Annotated in this window: 13 protein-coding genes; 9 read left to right on the top strand and 4 right to left on the bottom strand. The window is 61.8% G+C overall.

What is annotated here, in order from left to right; translation table 11 throughout:
- Positions 1-64 precede the first annotated feature (64 nt).
- From recC to yfiB, 6 genes are all read left to right on the top strand, one after another.
- Positions 65-3,517, top strand: a complete 3,453-nt coding sequence (gene recC / locus PBDP_RS03760; RefSeq protein WP_212801829.1) for an exodeoxyribonuclease V subunit gamma — start codon at positions 65-67, stop codon at positions 3,515-3,517.
- On the top strand, positions 3,514-7,203 hold the full coding sequence (gene recB, locus PBDP_RS03765) for an exodeoxyribonuclease V subunit beta (RefSeq protein ID WP_109753398.1): 3,690 nt from the start codon (positions 3,514-3,516) through the stop codon (positions 7,201-7,203). The genes recC and recB overlap by 4 nt, the downstream gene beginning before the upstream one ends.
- Positions 7,200-9,296 carry an exodeoxyribonuclease V subunit alpha gene (gene recD, locus PBDP_RS03770; protein WP_163855446.1) on the top strand — a complete coding sequence of 699 codons (2,097 nt, stop codon included), beginning with the start codon at positions 7,200-7,202 and terminating at the stop codon, positions 9,294-9,296. Before recB ends, recD begins: the two co-directional genes overlap by 4 nt.
- Positions 9,297-9,435: 139 nt before the next feature.
- Positions 9,436-10,011 carry a regulatory sequestration protein YfiR gene (gene yfiR, locus PBDP_RS03775; protein WP_109753400.1) on the top strand — a complete coding sequence of 192 codons (576 nt, stop codon included), beginning with the start codon at positions 9,436-9,438 and terminating at the stop codon, positions 10,009-10,011.
- Entirely contained in the window at positions 10,008-11,276 is a 1,269-nt protein-coding gene (gene dgcN / locus PBDP_RS03780) for a diguanylate cyclase DgcN/YfiN (RefSeq protein WP_116834101.1), read from the top strand. The genes yfiR and dgcN overlap by 4 nt, the downstream gene beginning before the upstream one ends.
- 3 nt (positions 11,277-11,279) lie before the next feature.
- Positions 11,280-11,783 carry an outer membrane lipoprotein YfiB gene (yfiB, locus tag PBDP_RS03785; protein ID WP_116834102.1) on the top strand — a complete coding sequence of 168 codons (504 nt, stop codon included), beginning with the start codon at positions 11,280-11,282 and terminating at the stop codon, positions 11,781-11,783.
- On the opposite strand, the gene PBDP_RS03790 is transcribed toward yfiB, so the two are convergent.
- Positions 11,780-12,727, bottom strand: coding sequence for a LysR family transcriptional regulator (locus PBDP_RS03790; protein ID WP_176688684.1), 948 nt, complete (start codon positions 12,725-12,727; stop codon positions 11,780-11,782). The two genes, yfiB and PBDP_RS03790, sit on opposite strands and share 4 nt — an antisense overlap.
- Positions 12,728-12,865: 138 nt before the next feature.
- Between PBDP_RS03790 and PBDP_RS03795 the strand changes: the two genes are divergently transcribed.
- On the top strand, positions 12,866-14,392 hold the full coding sequence (locus tag PBDP_RS03795; protein WP_212801830.1) for a CoA-acylating methylmalonate-semialdehyde dehydrogenase: 1,527 nt from the start codon (positions 12,866-12,868) through the stop codon (positions 14,390-14,392).
- A gap of 10 nt (positions 14,393-14,402) precedes the next feature.
- The gene (gene mmsB, locus PBDP_RS03800) at positions 14,403-15,290 is read left to right on the top strand and encodes a 3-hydroxyisobutyrate dehydrogenase (protein ID WP_109753405.1); all 888 of its coding nucleotides are present in this window, start codon (positions 14,403-14,405) and stop codon (positions 15,288-15,290) included.
- Positions 15,291-15,497: 207 nt separating this feature from the next.
- Here the strand turns inward: mmsB and PBDP_RS03805 are convergent, their stop codons facing one another.
- Positions 15,498-15,842: a cupin domain-containing protein gene (locus PBDP_RS03805; RefSeq protein WP_024781087.1), complete on the bottom strand. Its 345-nt coding sequence runs from the start codon at positions 15,840-15,842 to the stop codon at positions 15,498-15,500.
- Positions 15,843-15,939: 97 nt separating this feature from the next.
- Positions 15,940-16,821 carry a LysR substrate-binding domain-containing protein gene (locus tag PBDP_RS03810; protein WP_212801831.1) on the bottom strand — a complete coding sequence of 294 codons (882 nt, stop codon included), beginning with the start codon at positions 16,819-16,821 and terminating at the stop codon, positions 15,940-15,942.
- 229 nt (positions 16,822-17,050) lie between these two features.
- On the opposite strand from PBDP_RS03810, the gene PBDP_RS03815 reads away from it, so the two are divergent.
- Positions 17,051-17,815 (top strand): sulfite exporter TauE/SafE family protein, encoded by a 765-nt coding sequence (locus tag PBDP_RS03815; protein WP_163855439.1) that lies wholly within the window; start codon positions 17,051-17,053, stop codon positions 17,813-17,815.
- On the opposite strand, the gene PBDP_RS03820 is transcribed toward PBDP_RS03815, so the two are convergent.
- On the bottom strand, positions 17,805-18,119 hold the full coding sequence (locus PBDP_RS03820) for a putative quinol monooxygenase (protein ID WP_163855436.1): 315 nt from the start codon (positions 18,117-18,119) through the stop codon (positions 17,805-17,807). The two genes, PBDP_RS03815 and PBDP_RS03820, sit on opposite strands and share 11 nt — an antisense overlap.
- Positions 18,120-18,186 lie beyond the last annotated feature (67 nt).

Raw genomic sequence — 18,186 nt, forward strand, 5'->3', positions numbered from 1 at the left:
GTCACAGCCCACCGACAGTGCTAAGGTTCTGCCCTAGCTTTTTGCATTTTCAAGGATGCCTTTCATGCCGGACGCAACGTCCCTTAGCCCAGCTTTCATGGTGGTTCACGGGAATCGCCTTGATGAATTGCGCAGCCTGGTGATCAGCTTGATGCGGCGCTATCCGCTGGCCCCCCTTGAAAATGAAATCGCACTGGTACAGAGCAACGGCATTGCTCAATGGCTCAAGCTCGCGCTGGCTGAAGACCCGGAAGACGACGATTCAGGCGGCTGCGGTATTGCGGCTGCCATTGATGTGCAACTGCCGGGCAGTTTCATGTGGCAGCTTTATCGAACAGTCCTGGGACGTGATGAAATTCCGGCCAAGTCCCTGCTGGATAAGGCCCCGCTAACCTGGCGCCTGATGCGGCTGCTGCCGCAGTTGATCGAGCAGCCTCATTTCGAACCTCTGCGACGATTCCTCACCCACGACGCTGACTTGCGCAAGCGTTATCAACTGTCCGAGCGTCTTGCCGATCTGTTTGACCAATACCAGGTGTACCGGGCCGACTGGCTTGAGGATTGGGCTGAGGGGCGACACCAGACAAGAAATGTCCGAGGCGAAATCAAACCGCTCGCGCCGGCAAATTGCTGGCAAGCGGAACTGTGGCGAGCCTTGTTGCTTGATGTGGGAGAGCAGGGCATGGCGCAAAGTCGTGCCGGTGTTCATCAGCGCTACATCGAACGTATCAACAGCCTGGAAGTCGCTCCAAAAGGCCTCCCCGCGCGGGTCATCGTGTTTGGTATTTCTTCATTGCCTGCCCAAGTCCTCGAGGCGCTCGCCGGTCTTTCCCGGTTCAGCCAGGTTCTGCTATGCGTGCATAACCCATGTCGTCATCATTGGGCGGACATCGTCGCCGACAAGGACTTGCTGCGTCATCAATACAAGCGCCAGGCACGCAAGGCTGGCATGCCCGTCGTCCTCGATCCGCAAACCCTGCATCAACATGCCCATCCGTTACTGGCTGCCTGGGGCAAACAGGGACGCGACTATATCAACCTGCTCGACAGCTACGATGATCCCAACAGTTATCGCTCTGTATTTCGTGATGGGCGAATCGACCTGTTCACTGATGGGACCCCCACGACCCTTCTCAGCCAGTTGCAGGATGACATCCTGGAGCTACGCCCCCTGAACGAAACCCGGGAACACTGGCCTGTCGTCGATACGGAGCGGGACGGCTCGATCCGTTTTCATGTGGCTCACGGTGCCCAGCGTGAAGTTGAAATTCTCCACGACCAATTGCTGGCCCACTTCAGCGCGGATCCGACCCTGCGCCCACGGGACATCATCGTCATGGTCCCGGACATCGACAGTTATGCGCCGCACATTCGCGCGGTGTTCGGCCAGCTTGACAGGAACGACCCTCGTTTCATTCCATTCACGCTGACCGACCAGGGCCAACGTGGACGTGATCCGCTGTTGATCGCCGTCGAGCATTTGCTCAAGCTGCCGGACAGTCGTTTCCCGGTCAGCGAAATCCTTGATCTGCTGGATGTCCCCGCGTTGCGCGAACGGTTTGGCATTGATGAGGCCGACCTGCCGACTCTGCATCGTTGGATCGAAGGGGCAGGCATTCGCTGGGGGATGAGCGCCGAACACCGTGCCGGGTTGGGCCTGCCCGCAGAACTTGAGCAGAACAGCTGGCATTTCGGCCTGCGTCGTATGTTGCTGGGGTATGCCGTCGGCAGTTCAAACGCTTATGAAGGCATTGAGCCCTATGACGAGATCGGAGGCCTGGATGCGGCGTTGATCGGTCCCCTGGTAGCTTTGCTGGATGCCTTGGAAGTCGCCCATCAGGAACTCACCCGGCCGGCTTCACCGCAGCAATGGGGGGCACGCCTGCAAGACCTGATGCAGTTGTTTTTCCAGGCGAGCAACGAGCATGACGACTATCTGCTGGCCCAACTTGAAGACTTGCGTGAAACCTGGCTGGAAACCTGTGAGTCGGTGGGGCTGCACGATGAATTGCCGCTGACGGTGGTGCGTGAGGCATGGTTGGCCGGGCTGGATCAGGGGCGACTGTCCCAACGTTTCCTGGCCGGGGCAGTCAACTTCTGTACCTTGATGCCGATGCGCGCGATCCCCTTCAAACTGGTGTGCTTGCTGGGGATGAATGATGGGGATTACCCACGCGCCCAGCCACCCCTGGATTTCGATCTGATGGGCGGCGATTATCGCCCGGGCGATCGTTCCCGGCGCGAAGATGATCGTTATCTGTTGCTGGAGGCCCTGCTTTCGGCCCGGGAAAAACTGTATATCAGTTGGGTTGGGCGCAGCATTCGCGACAACAGTGAGCGACCGGCATCGGTGTTGATTGGCCAACTTCGGGACCATCTCGCCAGTGGTTGGCGGCTGGCAGATGACAGTAAGAGTCTTCTCGATGCCCTGACCCAGCAGCACCCGCTGCAACCGTTCAGTGCGCGTTATTTCCATCAAGGCGATGAGCTGTTCAGTTACGCCAGCGAATGGCGGATGCTCCATGACGCTTGCGATCACACCGACAAGAACCAGGTGCTGGAACCCTACGTTCAGGAAGAACCTTTGGGCCTCGGACAGTTGCAGGATTTCCTGCGCAATCCAGTCCGCCATTTCTTCAGTCAGCGACTGAAGGTGTTCTTCGAGGCCATCGAAGCGCCTCTGGCCGATGACGAACCTTTTGTGCTCGATGCGCTGCAACGCTACAGCCTGAGTGACAGCTTGCTTGAAGCGGCCCTGGTACGCCTGGACCAGCCGGATCTTGCCCTCACCGCCCACGCCCAAAGGCTGCAGAACAGTGGCTTGTTGCCTATGGCCGGTTTTGGTGAGTGCCTGCAACGCGAGTTGATCGAGCCCTTGCCGGATCTGCTCCAACGTTACCAGCAGCTTCTGGCGTTATGGCCGACACCCTCGGCCAGCGCTGTGCCAGTCAGCCTGCAATTGCAGGGCGTGAATGTCGAAGGTTGGCTCAGCGGCTTGCACCAACGCTCCGACGGTGCGGTCCTCGCCATCACCGCCATACCCAACAGCATCGGTTCTACCAAGACCCGTAAATGGCATCGCCTGATACGACCCTGGGTCAATCATCTCGTGGCCTGCGCTAACGGCTTGTCGTTGACGACGGCGCTGGTGGCCAGTGATGACAGCTTGCTGCTGGCACCTTTTGAAGAGCCTGTGGCACAAAAGTTGTTGGGCGACATGCTGCAGGCCTGGCAGGCCGGTATGCGCCAGCCGCTACCGATCGCAGTGAAGACGGCTTTCGCCTGGCTCGGCCAGAGTGATCCGGTCAAGGCCGGAGCGGCGGCTCGCAAAGCCTATGAAGGCGATGGCCAGACGTTTGAAGGCGAGCGGCGGGAAAGTCCGGCCCTGGCTCGACAGTTTCCTGATTTCGATGCCTTGATGGCTGACGAAACATTCCCCGATTGGTGCGATGCGCTTTACCGACCCTTGCTCGAAGCTCCATGGCGTTCTTTGGTCGGCGAGGAGGTCCGTTCATGAGCCGGCAGACACCATTGGCACTGGCGTTCCCGCTACGAGGCAGCCAACTGATCGAGGCCAGCGCCGGGACCGGCAAGACCTTTACCATCTCGGCGCTGTACCTGCGACTGGTACTGGGGCATGGCGGTTCGGCGGCCGGTTTTGGCCGCGAGCTGCTTCCACCGCAAATCCTGGTCGTGACCTTTACGGACGCTGCCACCAAAGAGCTGCGTGAACGAATTCGCACCCGTCTGGCCGAAGCTGCACGTTACTTTCGTGAAGAAATTCCAGCCCCGGATTCGCTGATCGCCGAGCTGCGTGACGAATTCGATGCAGGGCAATGGCCCGGTTGTGCGAATCGGTTGGATATCGCCGCGCAATGGATGGACGAGGCCGCTGTCTCGACCATCCACAGTTGGTGCCAGCGCATGTTGCGTGAGCATGCCTTCGACAGCGGTAGCCTGTTCACCCAGACCTTGGAAACCGATCACAGCGAGTTACTGGGCGAGGTGTTGCGCGATTATTGGCGGCTGTTCTGCTATTCGATGCAAGGCGAGGCGCTGAACTGGGTGCGTACCCATTGGGGCGGGCCGGCGGCGCTGTTGCCACGGGTGAGGGGGTTGTTTTCCAGCGAGCGTGGCGACGCTGACGAGCTTGAGCCTGCCGAACTCATCGCTGCCTCCCTGCAGGAACGTAGTGCCGCCTTGCTTGATCTCAAGGCGCCGTGGCGGCAATGGGCGGTGGAACTGCTGGAGATCTGCCAGCAAGGCGTCGCCAGCAAGTCTGTCGATGGGCGCAAGATGCAGGCGCGTTACTTCGAACCGTGGTTTCAGAAGATCACTGCCTGGGTGGATGACGAAAGCCTTGAACTGCTGGATATCGGCACCGGGTTCACACGGCTGACCCCCGAGGGCATGGCCGAAGCCTGGAAAGGTGAAGTGCCCAATCATCCAGGGCTGGACGCCATGGCCGGTCTCAAGGCCAGCCTGGAGGCGTTGCCCACGCCGGATGCCGCGGTGTTGCAGCATGCCGCGCAATGGGTCGGGGCGCGCTTCGAGGCCGAGAAACGGCGCCGCGCCGAGATGGGCTTCGATGACATGCTCCTGCGCCTCGACACGGCTCTGCAGGCCGACGGTGGCGAGCGTCTGGCGAGCCTGATCCGCGAGCAGTTTCCGGTGGCGCTGATCGATGAGTTCCAGGACACCGACCCGGTTCAGTACCGGATCTTCGAAAGCATCTACCGCATCGAAGACAATGACCCGGAGACCGGGCTGTTCCTGATCGGCGATCCGAAGCAGGCGATCTACGCTTTTCGCGGTGCCGACATCTACACCTACCTGCGCGCTCGCGAAGCTACTGCTGGCAGGCTGCATACGCTGGGCAGGAATTTCCGTTCCAGCCACGCCATGGTGGGTGCGGTAAACCATATTTTCCAGAATGCCGAGTCCCGTCCAAAGGGGCGCGGGGCCTTCCTGTTCCGTGAACCTTCGGGCGAGAACCCGGTGCCGTTCCTGTCCGTTGAATCCCAGGGGCGCAAGGAGACCTTGCAGATTGCGGGACAGGCGGTGGCGGCACTGAACATCTGGCACCTGTCGTCGGACCAGCCGCTTTCCGGTGCGGTGTATCGACAGTCGATGGCGGCCGCCTGCGCCAGTGAGATCACGACGTTGCTCAACGGCGGCCAGTCGGGACGCGACGGCTTTACGGTCGATGGAGAAACGCTGCGAGGTTTGCGCCCGGCGGATATCGCCATCCTGGTGCGCGATGGGAAAGAAGCGCAGGCCGTGCGAGACGAGTTGTCCGCGCGGGGCGTACGCAGTGTCTATCTGTCCGACAAGGATTCGGTCTTTGCCTCGCAGGAAGCGCGGGATCTGCTGATCTGGCTCAGGGCCTGCGCTGAACCGGATGCCGAACGACCGCTCCGGGCAGCCCTGGCCAGCATCACGTTGAACCTCTCGCTGACGGAACTGGAGCGTCTCAATCAGGATGAGCTGGCCTGGGAAGCCCGGGTCATGCAGTTCCGCGGTTATCGTACGGTCTGGCGCAGCCAGGGCGTGCTGCCCATGTTGCGGCGCCTGTTGCATGACTTTGAGCTGCCCCAGGCCCTGATGGCGCGCAGTGATGGCGAGCGGGTGCTGACCAACTTGCTGCACCTTTGCGAACTGTTGCAGCAGGCCGCCGGTGAATTGGATGGCGAGCAAGCCTTGATCCGGCATTTGTCCGAGCACCTGGCCTTGTCCGGACAGGCGGGAGAAGAGCAGATCCTGCGCCTGGAAAGCGATGAGCAACTGGTCAAGGTGGTCACGATCCACAAGTCCAAGGGGCTTGAGTATCCGTTGGTCTTTTTGCCTTTCATCTGTTCGACGAAACCGGTGGACGGCAGCCGATTGCCGTTGCATTACCACGATGAGACCGGCAAGGCGCAGATCAGTCTCAAGCCCACCGCCGAATTGATCGCCAAGGCCGATGACGAGCGTCTGGCCGAGGATCTGCGGCTTCTCTATGTGGCCCTGACTCGCGCACAGCATGCCTGCTGGCTAGGTGTCGCGGATCTCAAGCGGGGCAGCAACAACCGCTCGATCCTGCATGTGTCCGCGCTGGGTTATCTGTTGGGAGGTGGTGCGCCGTTGGCCGAGTCGATGGAACTGGGGCGTTGGTTGGCCGACCTGCAACAAGGTTGCGTCGCGGTAAGTTGCCAGCCAATGCCCGCAGCCACCGACGAGCACTATCGGCCGCCGCGCAACGAAGCAGTGTTGCGCGAGCCCTTGGTGCCCTTGCGAAAAGCCAGCGAAAACTGGTGGATCGCCTCCTACAGTGCCTTGCGCATCGGCGAAAGCCTGAGCGAAGGCAGCGATACCGCGCCAGAGAGTCCGCAGGCCCAGAAGCTGTTCGACGATGAACGACTGGACCCGGACGCGCCCAGGGAAGCCCTCGCCGTGGGGGGCGACATCCATCGCTTTCCCCGTGGTCCTAACCCCGGCACTTTCCTGCATGGCTTGCTGGAGTGGGCCGCTGGGGAGGGTTTTGCATCTGAGCCAGCGGATATCGAGGATGCCATCGCCCGACGCTGTAATCGCCGAGGCTGGAAAGGCTGGATCCCGACGTTGAGTGACTGGCTGCAGCACTTGATCAAAATGCCCATGCACGTCGGCAATGACCAGGCGCCAGTGGTGCTCGAACAGCTGACCCGGTTCCAGGTCGAGATGGAGTTCTGGTTCGCCAGCCACAAGGTCGATGTGCAAAAGCTTGATCAGTTGGTTTGCCGGTTCACCCATGGCGGTGTGGCTCGCGTCGCTGCGGAACCGGTGTTGCTCAATGGCATGTTCAAGGGCTTCATCGATTTGACGTTCGAGCACGACGGTCGGTATTACGTGGCCGATTACAAATCCAACTGGCTGGGTGTCGATGACATGGCCTACACCGTACAGGCTATGGAACAGTCGATCCTGGACCATCGCTACGACCTGCAATACGTGCTGTACCTGTTGGCCCTGCATCGCCAGCTCAAGGCCCGGCTTCCCGATTACGACTACGACCGGCATGTCGGCGGCGCCTTGTACCTGTTCCTTCGCGGTACCCGCTCATCCAGCCAGGGTGTGTATTTCACCAAGCCGCCACGGGCATTGATCGAACAGCTGGATCGCCTGTTCCAGGGCGCGCCCGAACCCAAGGCTGAGCCGGCGTGGGTACAGGGGGAATTGCTATGAGTCGTTCTTTTGCCGACTTGCTCCCCAAGTCGTCCGACGACGAGAGCCTGGTGGCGCTGGCGCCCTTGAGCCGTGCAGACGACCTGCTGTTGTTACTGACGCGCTGGGTCGAGCGCGGCTGGTTGCGTGCCCTGGACAAGGCGTTCGTGGCGTTCCTCCATGAGCTGGCGCCTGACGATGATCCATTGGTCCTGCTCGCCGCTGCGCTGACCAGTCATCAACTGGGCCACGGGCATGTTTGCCTGGACGTGTTCGAAACCCTCAAGGAGCCGGACTTCGCCCTGTCGCTGCCCCCCGAGGGTGACCTGCAGACTGGCGTGATGCTGTTGCCATCGCAAATATTGCAGACCCTGGACGGCGCCCATTGGTGCAAGGCCTTGGCCTCCAGCCGGCTGGTGGCCCTGGCTGCGGATGGGAGCGAAGAGGCGCAGCAGCGGCCATTGGTGCTGTCCGGAAAACGTCTTTATCTACGTCGTTACTGGGGTTATGAGCGGCGGATCGATGAGGCGTTGCGCCAGCGGCTTAGCGAAAATGAGGCGGCGCCCGGTGACCTGCGCGAGCGTTTGGACGGGCTGTTCGGACCGGCCAATGCCAATGGTCCGATCGATTGGCAGAAACTGGCCTGCGCGCTGGCAACCCGTGGGGCCTTCAGCATCGTGACTGGTGGCCCGGGCACCGGCAAGACCACTACCGTGGTGCGTCTGCTGGCGCTGCTGCAGGCACCGGCCGTCGAGGCCGGGAAGCCGCTGCGGATTCGCCTGGCCGCGCCGACTGGCAAGGCGGCGGCACGCCTGACCGAGTCCATCAGCCAGCAGGTCCGGACCCTGGATGTGGACGACGCTGTGCGCGAACGGATTCCTTGTGATGTGACGACGGTCCATCGTTTGTTGGGCAGTCGGCCTGGTACCCGACATTTTCGCCACCATGCGGGCAATCGGTTGCCATTGGATGTGCTGGTGGTCGATGAGGCGTCGATGATCGACCTGGAGATGATGGCCAATCTGCTGGATGCATTGCCGGCCCACGCACGGTTGGTGTTGCTGGGGGACAAGGACCAGTTGGCCTCTGTGGAGGCCGGTGCGGTGCTGGGGGATTTGTGTCGAGACGCCGAGGACGGCTGGTACAGCCTCCAGACCCGAGCCTGGCTTGAGTCGGTCAGTGGTGAAAACCTGGCGACCAGTGACCTGCAGCAGGATCTTGATGGCACTCATCCCCTGGCACAGCAAGTGGTCATGCTCAGGCATTCCCGGCGCTTCGGCGAAGGCAGCGGGATCGGCCAACTGGCTCGCTGGGTCAATCAGCAGCAGCCTGAAAAGGCCCGTCAGTTGCTCAAGCAGGGGCAGCATGCCGATCTGTTTTCCCTGGCGTTAACGGGCGAACACGACGCGAAGCTGGAAAATCTGTTGCTCGGAGGCCGGCCAGAAGGGCCGCAAGGCTATCGGCATTACCTGAGCCTGCTACGGCAGCGACGCCCGGCGAATTCTCGCCCGCTGGAAGACAGTTGCTGGGCCGATTGGGCCCGGGAAGTCCTGGCGGCTTTCGACGAATTCCAATTGCTCTGCGCGGTGCGTAAAGGCCCGTGGGGCGTCGAAGGACTGAACCAGCGCATTACCGCCGCATTGCTCAAGGCCCGTCTTATCGATAGCGATCACCAGTGGTACGAAGGACGCCCGGTGCTGATGACCCGTAACGACTATGGGCTGGGATTGATGAACGGCGATATCGGTATTGCCCTCAAGTTGCCCGAGCGTGACGGCCCCGATGCCGGCAAACAGGTCTTGCGGGTCGCGTTCCCGCGCAACGACGGCCAGGGCGGTGTGCGTTTCGTCCTGCCCAGCCGCCTGAATGATGTGGAAACCGTGTATGCCATGACGGTGCACAAATCCCAGGGCTCGGAATTCACCCATACTGCGCTGATTCTCCCGGATGCGCTGAACCCGGTATTGACCAAGGAACTGGTGTACACCGCCATTACTCGGGGCAAGCAATGGTTCAGTCTGATCGAGCCGCGAGCGGGTGTATTCGAGGAGGCGGTCCGGCGCAAGGTCAAGCGCTTGAGCGGGTTGATGCTGGAGCTGGAGCAGGCTGACTGAACCATCAGCTTTTATTGATTCATGCCCCCGTCGCAATTTCGCCTGTACCGTTCCGAAGTCTACGTAACACGCTGTCTCGCTGGCTTTTTGGCACTGTGCTATCGTTCCGGCACTTATCGCTTGGATCAAGAGACTTTCCATGAAGGTGCCTGTACGGGAGGCAGTGCGCAGCAAGGGCTGGGGGCATTTTCTGCTTGCCGGCCTTTTGTGTCTGCTGTCGCCTGTCGCACTTACCCAGGAACAGGCAACCACGACCCAGGCTGAGCAGCGGGCCGAAGCGGTGACCCAGGTTGTGTTGGGAATCCTCAGCTACGCCCGTTGGCCTGTGGAGCCAACCCAGCTGCAACTGTGCATTGTCGGACCCACCCAATACACCGACGATCTGGTCAAGGGCACTACCCAGGCCACGGGGCGGCCGGTGACTGTGCAGCGGCTGCTGGCCGATCATCCCGATATCGCCACTGAGTGCAACGCGGTCTACATCGGCCGGCTGACCAACGATGAACACACCCGTCTGTTTGCGTCCTTGATCGGCAAGCCGGTGCTGAGCATCAGCGAAGGCGGCGACCAGTGCACAGTGGGAAGTCTGTTCTGCCTGCGGGTCGGCGATGAACAAGTGTCTTTCGAGGTCAACCTCGACTCGGTGGCACGCAGTGGCGTGCGCATCCATCCGAGTGTGCTGCAGCTTTCCCGCCGCAGGCCCGCAGCGCCATGAAACAGCGCAAACCAAAGGTCCGTCCCACCCTGGGTTCGGTCATCGGTCGCGGTCATCTGATCGTCGCCTTGGTGGCCATTACCATGGCCAGTGTTTCCCTGACTTTGCTCGGCCTGCTGGCGTTGCGGGTCTATGCCGATCACAACCTGCACCTGATCGCCCGTTCGATCAACTACACCGTGGAAGCCGCCGTGGTCTTCGATGACCCGGCCGCGGCCACCGAAGCTCTGGCCTTGATCGCTACCACCGAAGAGGTCGCCGATGCCCAGGTGTTCAATGAACATGGCCGTCTGTTGGCGCGCTGGCAACGACCGGAAACCGGCTTGTTGTCGGAACTGGAAGTGCACATTGCCAAGGCATTCCTGGAAAAGCCCATCAGCCTGCCGATCGTCCACCAAGGGCAGAGCATAGGTCGCATCGTGTTGGCCGGCCATGGCGGCAGCCTGTTGCGCTTTTTGCTCAGTGGCCTGGCGGGGATCATCCTGTGCACGGCGGTGAGTGCCTGGGTGGCGCTTTATCTGGCGCGGCGCCAGTTGCGTGCGATCACCGGGCCGCTGCGCAGCCTGGCCGAGGTGGCCCACGCGGCACGCAGCGAGCGAGCCCTGGAACGGCGCGTGCCGCCGGCCGCGATCGCCGAACTGGATAACCTGGCCAATGACTTCAACGCCCTGCTCGATGAACTGGAGTCCTGGCAGACCCACCTGCAAAGTGAAAATGAAAGCCTGGCCCACCAGGCCAGTCACGACAGCTTGACCGGCTTGCCGAACCGGGCGTTTTTCGAGGGCCGGCTGATTCGCGCCTTGCGCAATGCCAGCAAGCTCAACGAGCAAGTGGCCGTGCTTTACCTGGACAGCGACCGGTTCAAGGGGATCAATGACAACTTCGGTCACGCCGCCGGTGACGCGGTGTTGACGGCCGTGGCGACCCGAGTCCGGGCACAGTTGCGTGAAGACGACTTGGTCGCGCGCCTGGGGGGCGATGAATTCGCCGTGTTGCTGGCGCCCTTGCACAAGGCCGAGGACGCCGAGCTGATCGCTGAAAAGATCATCGCCAGCATGGAAATGCCGATTCAATTGCCCGGTAATGCTTCAGTGCTGACCTCCCTCAGTATCGGCATTGCCGTTTATCCCGATCATGGTGCCACCCCGGGTACCTTGCTCCACGCCGCCGATGCGGCGATGTACCAAGCCAAACGCCTCGCCCGAGGCGGACAACATACGGCGGGCTCGGATCATCCCGTCGCTGATCTTCAAACCAGGAGCTGACTCGTGCGTTCATATCCTCAATTTTCCCTGCGCTGGTTCGCGGCGTTTTTCTTGCTCGCCCTCCTGGCACTGGGCGGTTGCCAGACGGCACCGCAGAAAGGCCTGACGCCGGCGCAGATTACTGTGCTCAAACAGCAAGGCTTCGAATTGACTGACGATGGCTGGGCCTTTGGTCTGTCGGGCAAGGTGTTGTTTGGCAGCGATGTGGAAAATCTCAACCCGGCCAGCACCGAAATCGTCGAGCGCATTGGCAAGGCGCTGCTGGGTGCGGGAATCCAACGGGTACGCGTCGATGGCCATACCGATGCGTCGGGCTCCCAGGCCTACAACGAACAACTGTCGATGCGCCGGGCCGCCAGCGTCGGCAAGGTGCTGACCGGCGTTGGCATGCGCGAAGAAAACGTCCAACTGCGCGGCCTGGGCAGCAGCAAACCCGTCGCCTCCAACGACACTGCCAGCGGCCGCACCGAAAACCGCCGCGTCGCCATCGTGGTCATCGCCGATTAATCGGCGAACACCATCTCCCGGCTTTCGCCCATCAGCAGTGGCTGATTCTGTTCAGTCACCTCGCGAATGTAATCCCACAACAACGTAATCCGCTTGAGCTTCCTCAAGTCCTCCCGGCAATACATCCAGAACTGCCGGGTGACGGTGATTTCCTCCGGCAACACCGGCAACAGCCGTGGATCCTGGGCGGCGAGGAAGCACGGCAGGATCGCCAGCGAGCGGCCTTGCTGGGCCGCGACGAACTGCGCGATCACGCTGGTGCTGCGCAGATGGGCATGGGCGCCGGGCAGGACGTTGGCCAGGTAGAGCAGCTCGGAACTGAACGCCAGGTCGTCCACGTAGCTGATGAATGAGTGCTGGCTCAGATCGGCCGGGTGCTGGATGGGCGGGTGGTTGTCCAGGTATGGCTGGGTGGCGTAGAGCTGCAGTCGGTAGTCGCACAGTTTGCAGCACACGTATGGACCATGTTCGGGGCGTTCGAGGGCGATGACGATGTCGGCCTCGCGCTTGGACAGGCTGATGAAGTGCGGCAGCGGCAGGATGTCCACCGAAATGGCCGGGTAGGCGTCGACGAAGTGGCTCAGCTGCGGAGTGATGAAGAAGCTGCCGAAGCCTTCGGTGCAACCCATGCGCACGTGGCCGGACAGCGCGACCCCCGATCCTGAAACCTGTTCGCAGGCCATGTGCAGGGTGCTCTCGATCGATTCGGCGTAACCCAGCAGGCGCTGGCCTTCGGCGGTCAGGACAAAGCCGTTGGTCCGGGACTTTTCGAACAGCAACGTGCCCAACGAAGCCTCCAGCGAACTGATGCGGCGCGACACCGTGGTGTAGTCGACGGCCAGGCGCTTGGCCGCCGTGCTGGCCTTGCGGGTGCGGGCCACTTCGAGGAAGAACTTGAGGTCGTCCCAATTCAGCGACCCCAGGGAGGTGATGTTTTTTTGCATGATGGACCGGCTTTTATGTGCATTCTTATTAGAAGTTTGCACATCTATACTCCAAAAACCGTCTCATCACCAACGTGCTCCTGCATCTTGGTCTTTGCTGAACCAGCGCTCTCTATAAGAACAATCCCGGAGGCCAGCATGAACGTTTCCCTTACGCCCAGCGACACCACCCTGCAAACCGTCAGACTGCTGATCGATGGCGAGTGGGTCGAGTCCCAATCCAGCGAATGGCACGACATCGTCAACCCGGCTACCCAGCAAGTGCTGGCAAAGGTTCCGTTCGCCACAGCCTCGGAAGTCGATGCCGCCATTGCCGCTGCCCAGCGTGCTTTCCAGGCCTGGAAACTGACCCCCATCGGCGCGCGGATGCGCATCATGCTCAAGCTCCAGGCGTTGATCCGCGAGCATTCCAAGCGCATCGCCGCCGTACTGAGCGCCGAGCAGGGCAAGACCATCGCGGACGCCGAGGGTGATATTTTCCGTGGCCTGGAAGTGGTCGAGCACGCCTGCTCCATCGGCACCCTGCAGATGGGTGAGTTCGCCGAGAACGTTGCCGGTGGCGTCGACACCTACACGCTGCGCCAGCCGATCGGTGTGTGTGCGGGCATTACCCCGTTCAATTTCCCGGCGATGATTCCGCTGTGGATGTTCCCGATGGCCATCGCCTGCGGCAACACCTTCGTGCTCAAACCCTCGGAACAGGACCCATTGTCGACCATGCTGCTGGTGGAACTGGCCATCGAGGCCGGCGTACCAGCCGGTGTGCTCAACGTGGTGCACGGTGGCAAGGACGTGGTGGATGCGCTTTGCACCCACAAGGACATCAAGGCGGTTTCCTTCGTCGGCTCGACGGCCGTCGGCACCCACGTGTATGACCTGGCGGGTCGCCATGGCAAGCGCGTGCAATCGATGATGGGCGCCAAGAACCACGCGGTGGTGCTGCCCGACGCCAATCGTGAACAGACCCTCAACGCTCTGGTCGGGGCCGGTTTCGGCGCGGCGGGCCAGCGTTGCATGGCCACTTCCGTGGTGGTGATGGTGGGCGCGGCCAGGCAGTGGCTGCCGGAGCTCAAGGCCCTGGCACAGAAGCTCAAGGTCAATGCCGGCAGCGAGCCGGGCACGGACGTCGGCCCGGTGATTTCCAAGCGGGCCAAGGCGCGGATTCTCGAGTTGATCGAGAGTGGCGTGCAGCAAGGTGCGAAGCTGGAGCTCGATGGCCGTGGCGTCAGCGTGCCGGGCTTCGAGCAAGGCAACTTCGTCGGCCCGACCCTGTTTTCCGGCGTGACTACCGACATGCGCATCTACACCGAAGAAATCTTCGGCCCGGTGCTGGTGGTGCTGGAAGTCGACACCCTGGACCAGGCGATTGCCCTGGTCAATGCCAACCCGTTTGGCAACGGCACTGGCCTGTTCACCCAGAGTGGCGCGGCGGCGCGCAAGTTCCAGAGCGAAATCGACGTCGGCCAGGTGGGCATCAACATCCCGATCCCGGTACCCGTGCCGTTTTTCAGCTTCACCGGTTCCCGCGGTTCGAAACTCGGCGACCTCGGTCCGTACGGCAAACAGGTGGTGCAGTTCTACACTCAAACCAAGACCGTGACCGCGCGCTGGTTCGATGATGACAGCGTCAATGACGGTGTGAACACCACCATCAACCTGCGTTAAGGAGCCGGACATGAAGATCGCATTTATCGGCCTGGGCAACATGGGCGCGCCCATGGCGCGCAACCTGCTCAAGGCTGGCCATTCGTTGAATCTGTTCGACCTGAACCAGACGGTATTGGCCGAGCTGGCGGCGCTGGGCGGCACGATCAGCGCATCGCCGCGGGACGCGGCCCAGGGCGCCGGGTTGGTGATCACCATGTTGCCGGCCGCTGCCCATGTGCGCAGTGTCTGGCTGGGTGAGGACGGCGTGCTGGCCGGCATTGCCGCCGGTACGCCGGCTGTGGATTGCAGCACCATCGATCCGCAAACCGCCCGCGACGTGGCGGCTGCCGCTGCGAAGCAAGGGGTGGCGATGGCCGATGCGCCAGTCTCCGGCGGCACCGGCGGTGCGGCGGCGGGCACGTTGACGTTCATGGTTGGCGCCACGGCTGAGCTGTTCGCCACCTTGCAACCGGTGCTGGCGCAAATGGGCCGTAACATCGTGCACTGCGGTGAAGTGGGCACCGGGCAGATCGCCAAGATCTGCAACAACCTGCTGCTCGGGATTTCCATGGTCGGCGTCAGCGAAGCCATGGCCCTGGGCGATGCCTTGGGGATCGACACCCAGGTGCTGGCCGGCATCATCAACAGTTCAACGGGCCGTTGCTGGAGTTCGGACACCTACAACCCATGGCCCGGCGTAATCGAAACAGCACCGGCGTCCCGTGGCTACACGGGTGGCTTTGGCGCCGACCTGATGCTCAAGGACCTGGGCCTGGCGACCGAAGCCGCGCGGCAGGCCCATCAGCCGGTGGTGCTGGGGGCGGTGGCGCAACAGTTGTATCAGGCGATGAGCCAGCGGGGCGAGGGCGGCAAGGACTTTTCGGCGATTGTTAACAGCTATCGCAAGCCGCAATAAGCGCGACGATATCGACGAGCTTTTATGGCGAGGGGAATTGTGGGAGCAAGGCTTGCCCGCGATTACAGGCGATGCTGTCTCTGAGGTAACGAGGTGCCTGCATCGCGGGCAAGCCTTGCTCCCACAGATGACTTCCTCGCTACAGAGGTTGTGCAATCTAGGTTGTTTTCCGAGAGACCATGTCGGGTGGTCTCTCGGTTTTTTGCTTCAGGCAAACACGAAATATTTGCGCACGGTCTCGACCACTTCCCACGTGCCTTTCATGCCTGGCTCGATGACGAAGATATCACCGGCCCGCAGATGGATCGGCTCCATGCCTTCCGGGGTGATGATGCAGTAGCCTTCCTGGAAATGGCAGTACTCCCATTTCACATACTCCACATACCATTTGCCAGGTGTGCAGATCCAGGTGCCCATGATCTTGCTGCCGTCTTCGCTGGTGTAGGCGTTGAGGTTGACGGTGTGCGGGTCGCCCTCGAGCTTTTCCCATTTGCAGGCATCGAGGACGGGCAGCGGATGGGTGTCGCGCAGGACGGTGATGGGTGCGGTCATGTGAGCTCCGAAAGGGGGCAGAAGAGAACAGCACCCTACCGCGCGACATGAGCGAGGAGATGCCTGTGGTCGACACCGGCCTATCCAGAAGCGCGCATCAGTCGGCAAGATGCCGGGCCAGGGCCCTGGCGTAGGCCGGCAAACCTTCGAAGTTGCGGGCGCATAACAGCAACGCCCGATGGGTCCAGGACTCTTGCAGCGACACACATTGATACGAAGGTTCGGGCGGGCGCCGTTCGACGGCCGCCTTCGGCACGATGGCTACGCCTGCACCATGGGCCACCATGCGAATCATCCCGTCGAAACCATCGGCGCGAATACGGATTTGCATGCGCGAGCCGATGTGCAGCGCCTGCTCTTCCAGGTAAATCGCCAAGGCACTGGATGCGTTCAGGCCGACATAGTCGTGGCTGAGGGTCTCGCTGAACCGTACGGCTCGCCCGTCAGCCAGCGGGTGCCCGGTCGGTAGGATCAATACCAGCGGATCGTCGCGAAACGGCCAGGCCTGAAGGCCATCGGTGTCCACGGCGTCGGAAACGATGCCCAGGTCCGCCGCGCCCTGGCGCAGGGCATGGGTGATTCGTGAGCTGGGCAGTTCCTGCAGGTCGATGTCGAGGTTGGGATGGGTGCTGAGGAAACCGGCCAGCAGTTCGGGCAGGTATTCGGTCATGGCGCTGGTGTTGCACAGCAGCCGCACCCGGCCTTTGACGCCCTTGGCATATTCGGCCATGTCCTGTTGCAGGCGTTCGGCCTGTTGCAGCAGGACCCGGGCGTGCTCGGCCAGGGCCTTGCCGGCCGGAGTGGGGGTTACACCTCGCCGTCCGCGTTCAAGCAGGTCGATGCCCACGGAGGCTTCCATGGCACGGACTCGCGCACTGGCCGCGGCCAGGGACAAATGGCTGCGGGCCGCACCGGCGGTGATATTGCCGGTGTCGAGGATGTTCAGGTAGAGGCGCAGGTCGGTGAGGTCGAAGTGCATGGGCGATGTGATCCTGTCCGGGTCTGGGGTGGCTGGTGCATTGCTATCGCGAGCAGGCTCGCTCCCACAGTGGGCCGAGTTTCTCCAGAAAGAGTGCACCCTCCTGTGGGAGCGAGCCTGCTCGCGATAGGGCCAGAGGCATCGACGCATTCCTGCCTCTTGCCAGGCAATAGGCATCCTCAGTATATGGCAGATTTTCAAGTCAGGTCCCGGGGCGCACGATACCCCTATGGACACACTCAGCGCTTTCTATCAAAACCTCGGCCTGGCCCTTTCCCTGCTGGTTGTCGGCACCTTCCTGCTGGCCGGCACCATCAAGGGCGTGATCGGCCTCGGCCTGCCGACCATTTCCATGGGCTTGCTCGGGCTGGCTATGGCTCCGACGCAGGCTGCGGCGTTGCTCATCATCCCGGCAACCTTGACCAATCTCTGGCAATTGGCTTTTGGTGGCCATCTACAAGCCCTGATCCGGCGCCTGTGGCCGTTGCTGCTGGCGATATTCCTCGGCACCGGTCTCGGTACGTTGTGGATCGGCATGACGGGAGGCGCTTGGGTGGTACGAGCCTTGGGCGGGGCGCTGCTGCTGTATGCGTTGAGCGGGCTGTTGCTGCCGACGCTGCGGGTCGGCGCCGACGTCGAGTCATGGGGTGCTCCGCTCTGTGGGTTGCTGACCGGGCTCATCACGTCTGCCACCGGAGTGTTCGTCATTCCGGCGGTGCCCTATCTGCAAGCACTGGGCTTGAGCAAGGATGAACTGGTGCAGGCCTTGGGCCTGTCATTCACCGTATCCACATTGGCCCTGGCCGCCGGCCTGTTGTGGCGCGGCGAGCTGGGCGGGGGCGAATTGAGCGCTTCGTTGCTGGCGCTGGCACCGGCGCTGCTGGGGATGTGGCTGGGGCAATGGCTGCGGCAGCGGATCAGCGCCGTGCTGTTCAAGCGGGTGTTTTTCATTGGCCTCGGCGTGCTCGGCGGCCATTTGCTGATCAGCGGCTAGCCGAGGACGGGCTGAGCATGTCGACGCGGCGGATCTCGAAGTCGCGCTCCAGGTAATCCATGCGTCGCTCGAAGAACTGCTTCATGTGCGGCAGGTTCGAATGCACATCCAGGTGCGCCTGGGAGGCCCAAATCTCGTAAAAGATAAACAGTGTCGGATCTTGCTGGTCCCGCAGCATGTGGTACTCGATGCAACCGGGCTCGGCGCGGCTCGGTTCGACGTAGGCGCGAAACAGTGCTTCGAAGGCTTCGGCTTTTTCCGGACGGGTCTTGGCATGCAGGATGAAACCGTGCAGTTCACTCATGAGCTGGCTCCTGAAATAAAAGTGCCAAGAGCCTACGGCAATAATCGGTCGATCATTCGTGCGTATA

Origin of the sequence: Pseudomonas sp. St290 (assembly GCF_018325805.1) — a bacterium.
Lineage (GTDB): Bacteria > Pseudomonadota > Gammaproteobacteria > Pseudomonadales > Pseudomonadaceae > Aquipseudomonas > Aquipseudomonas bijieensis.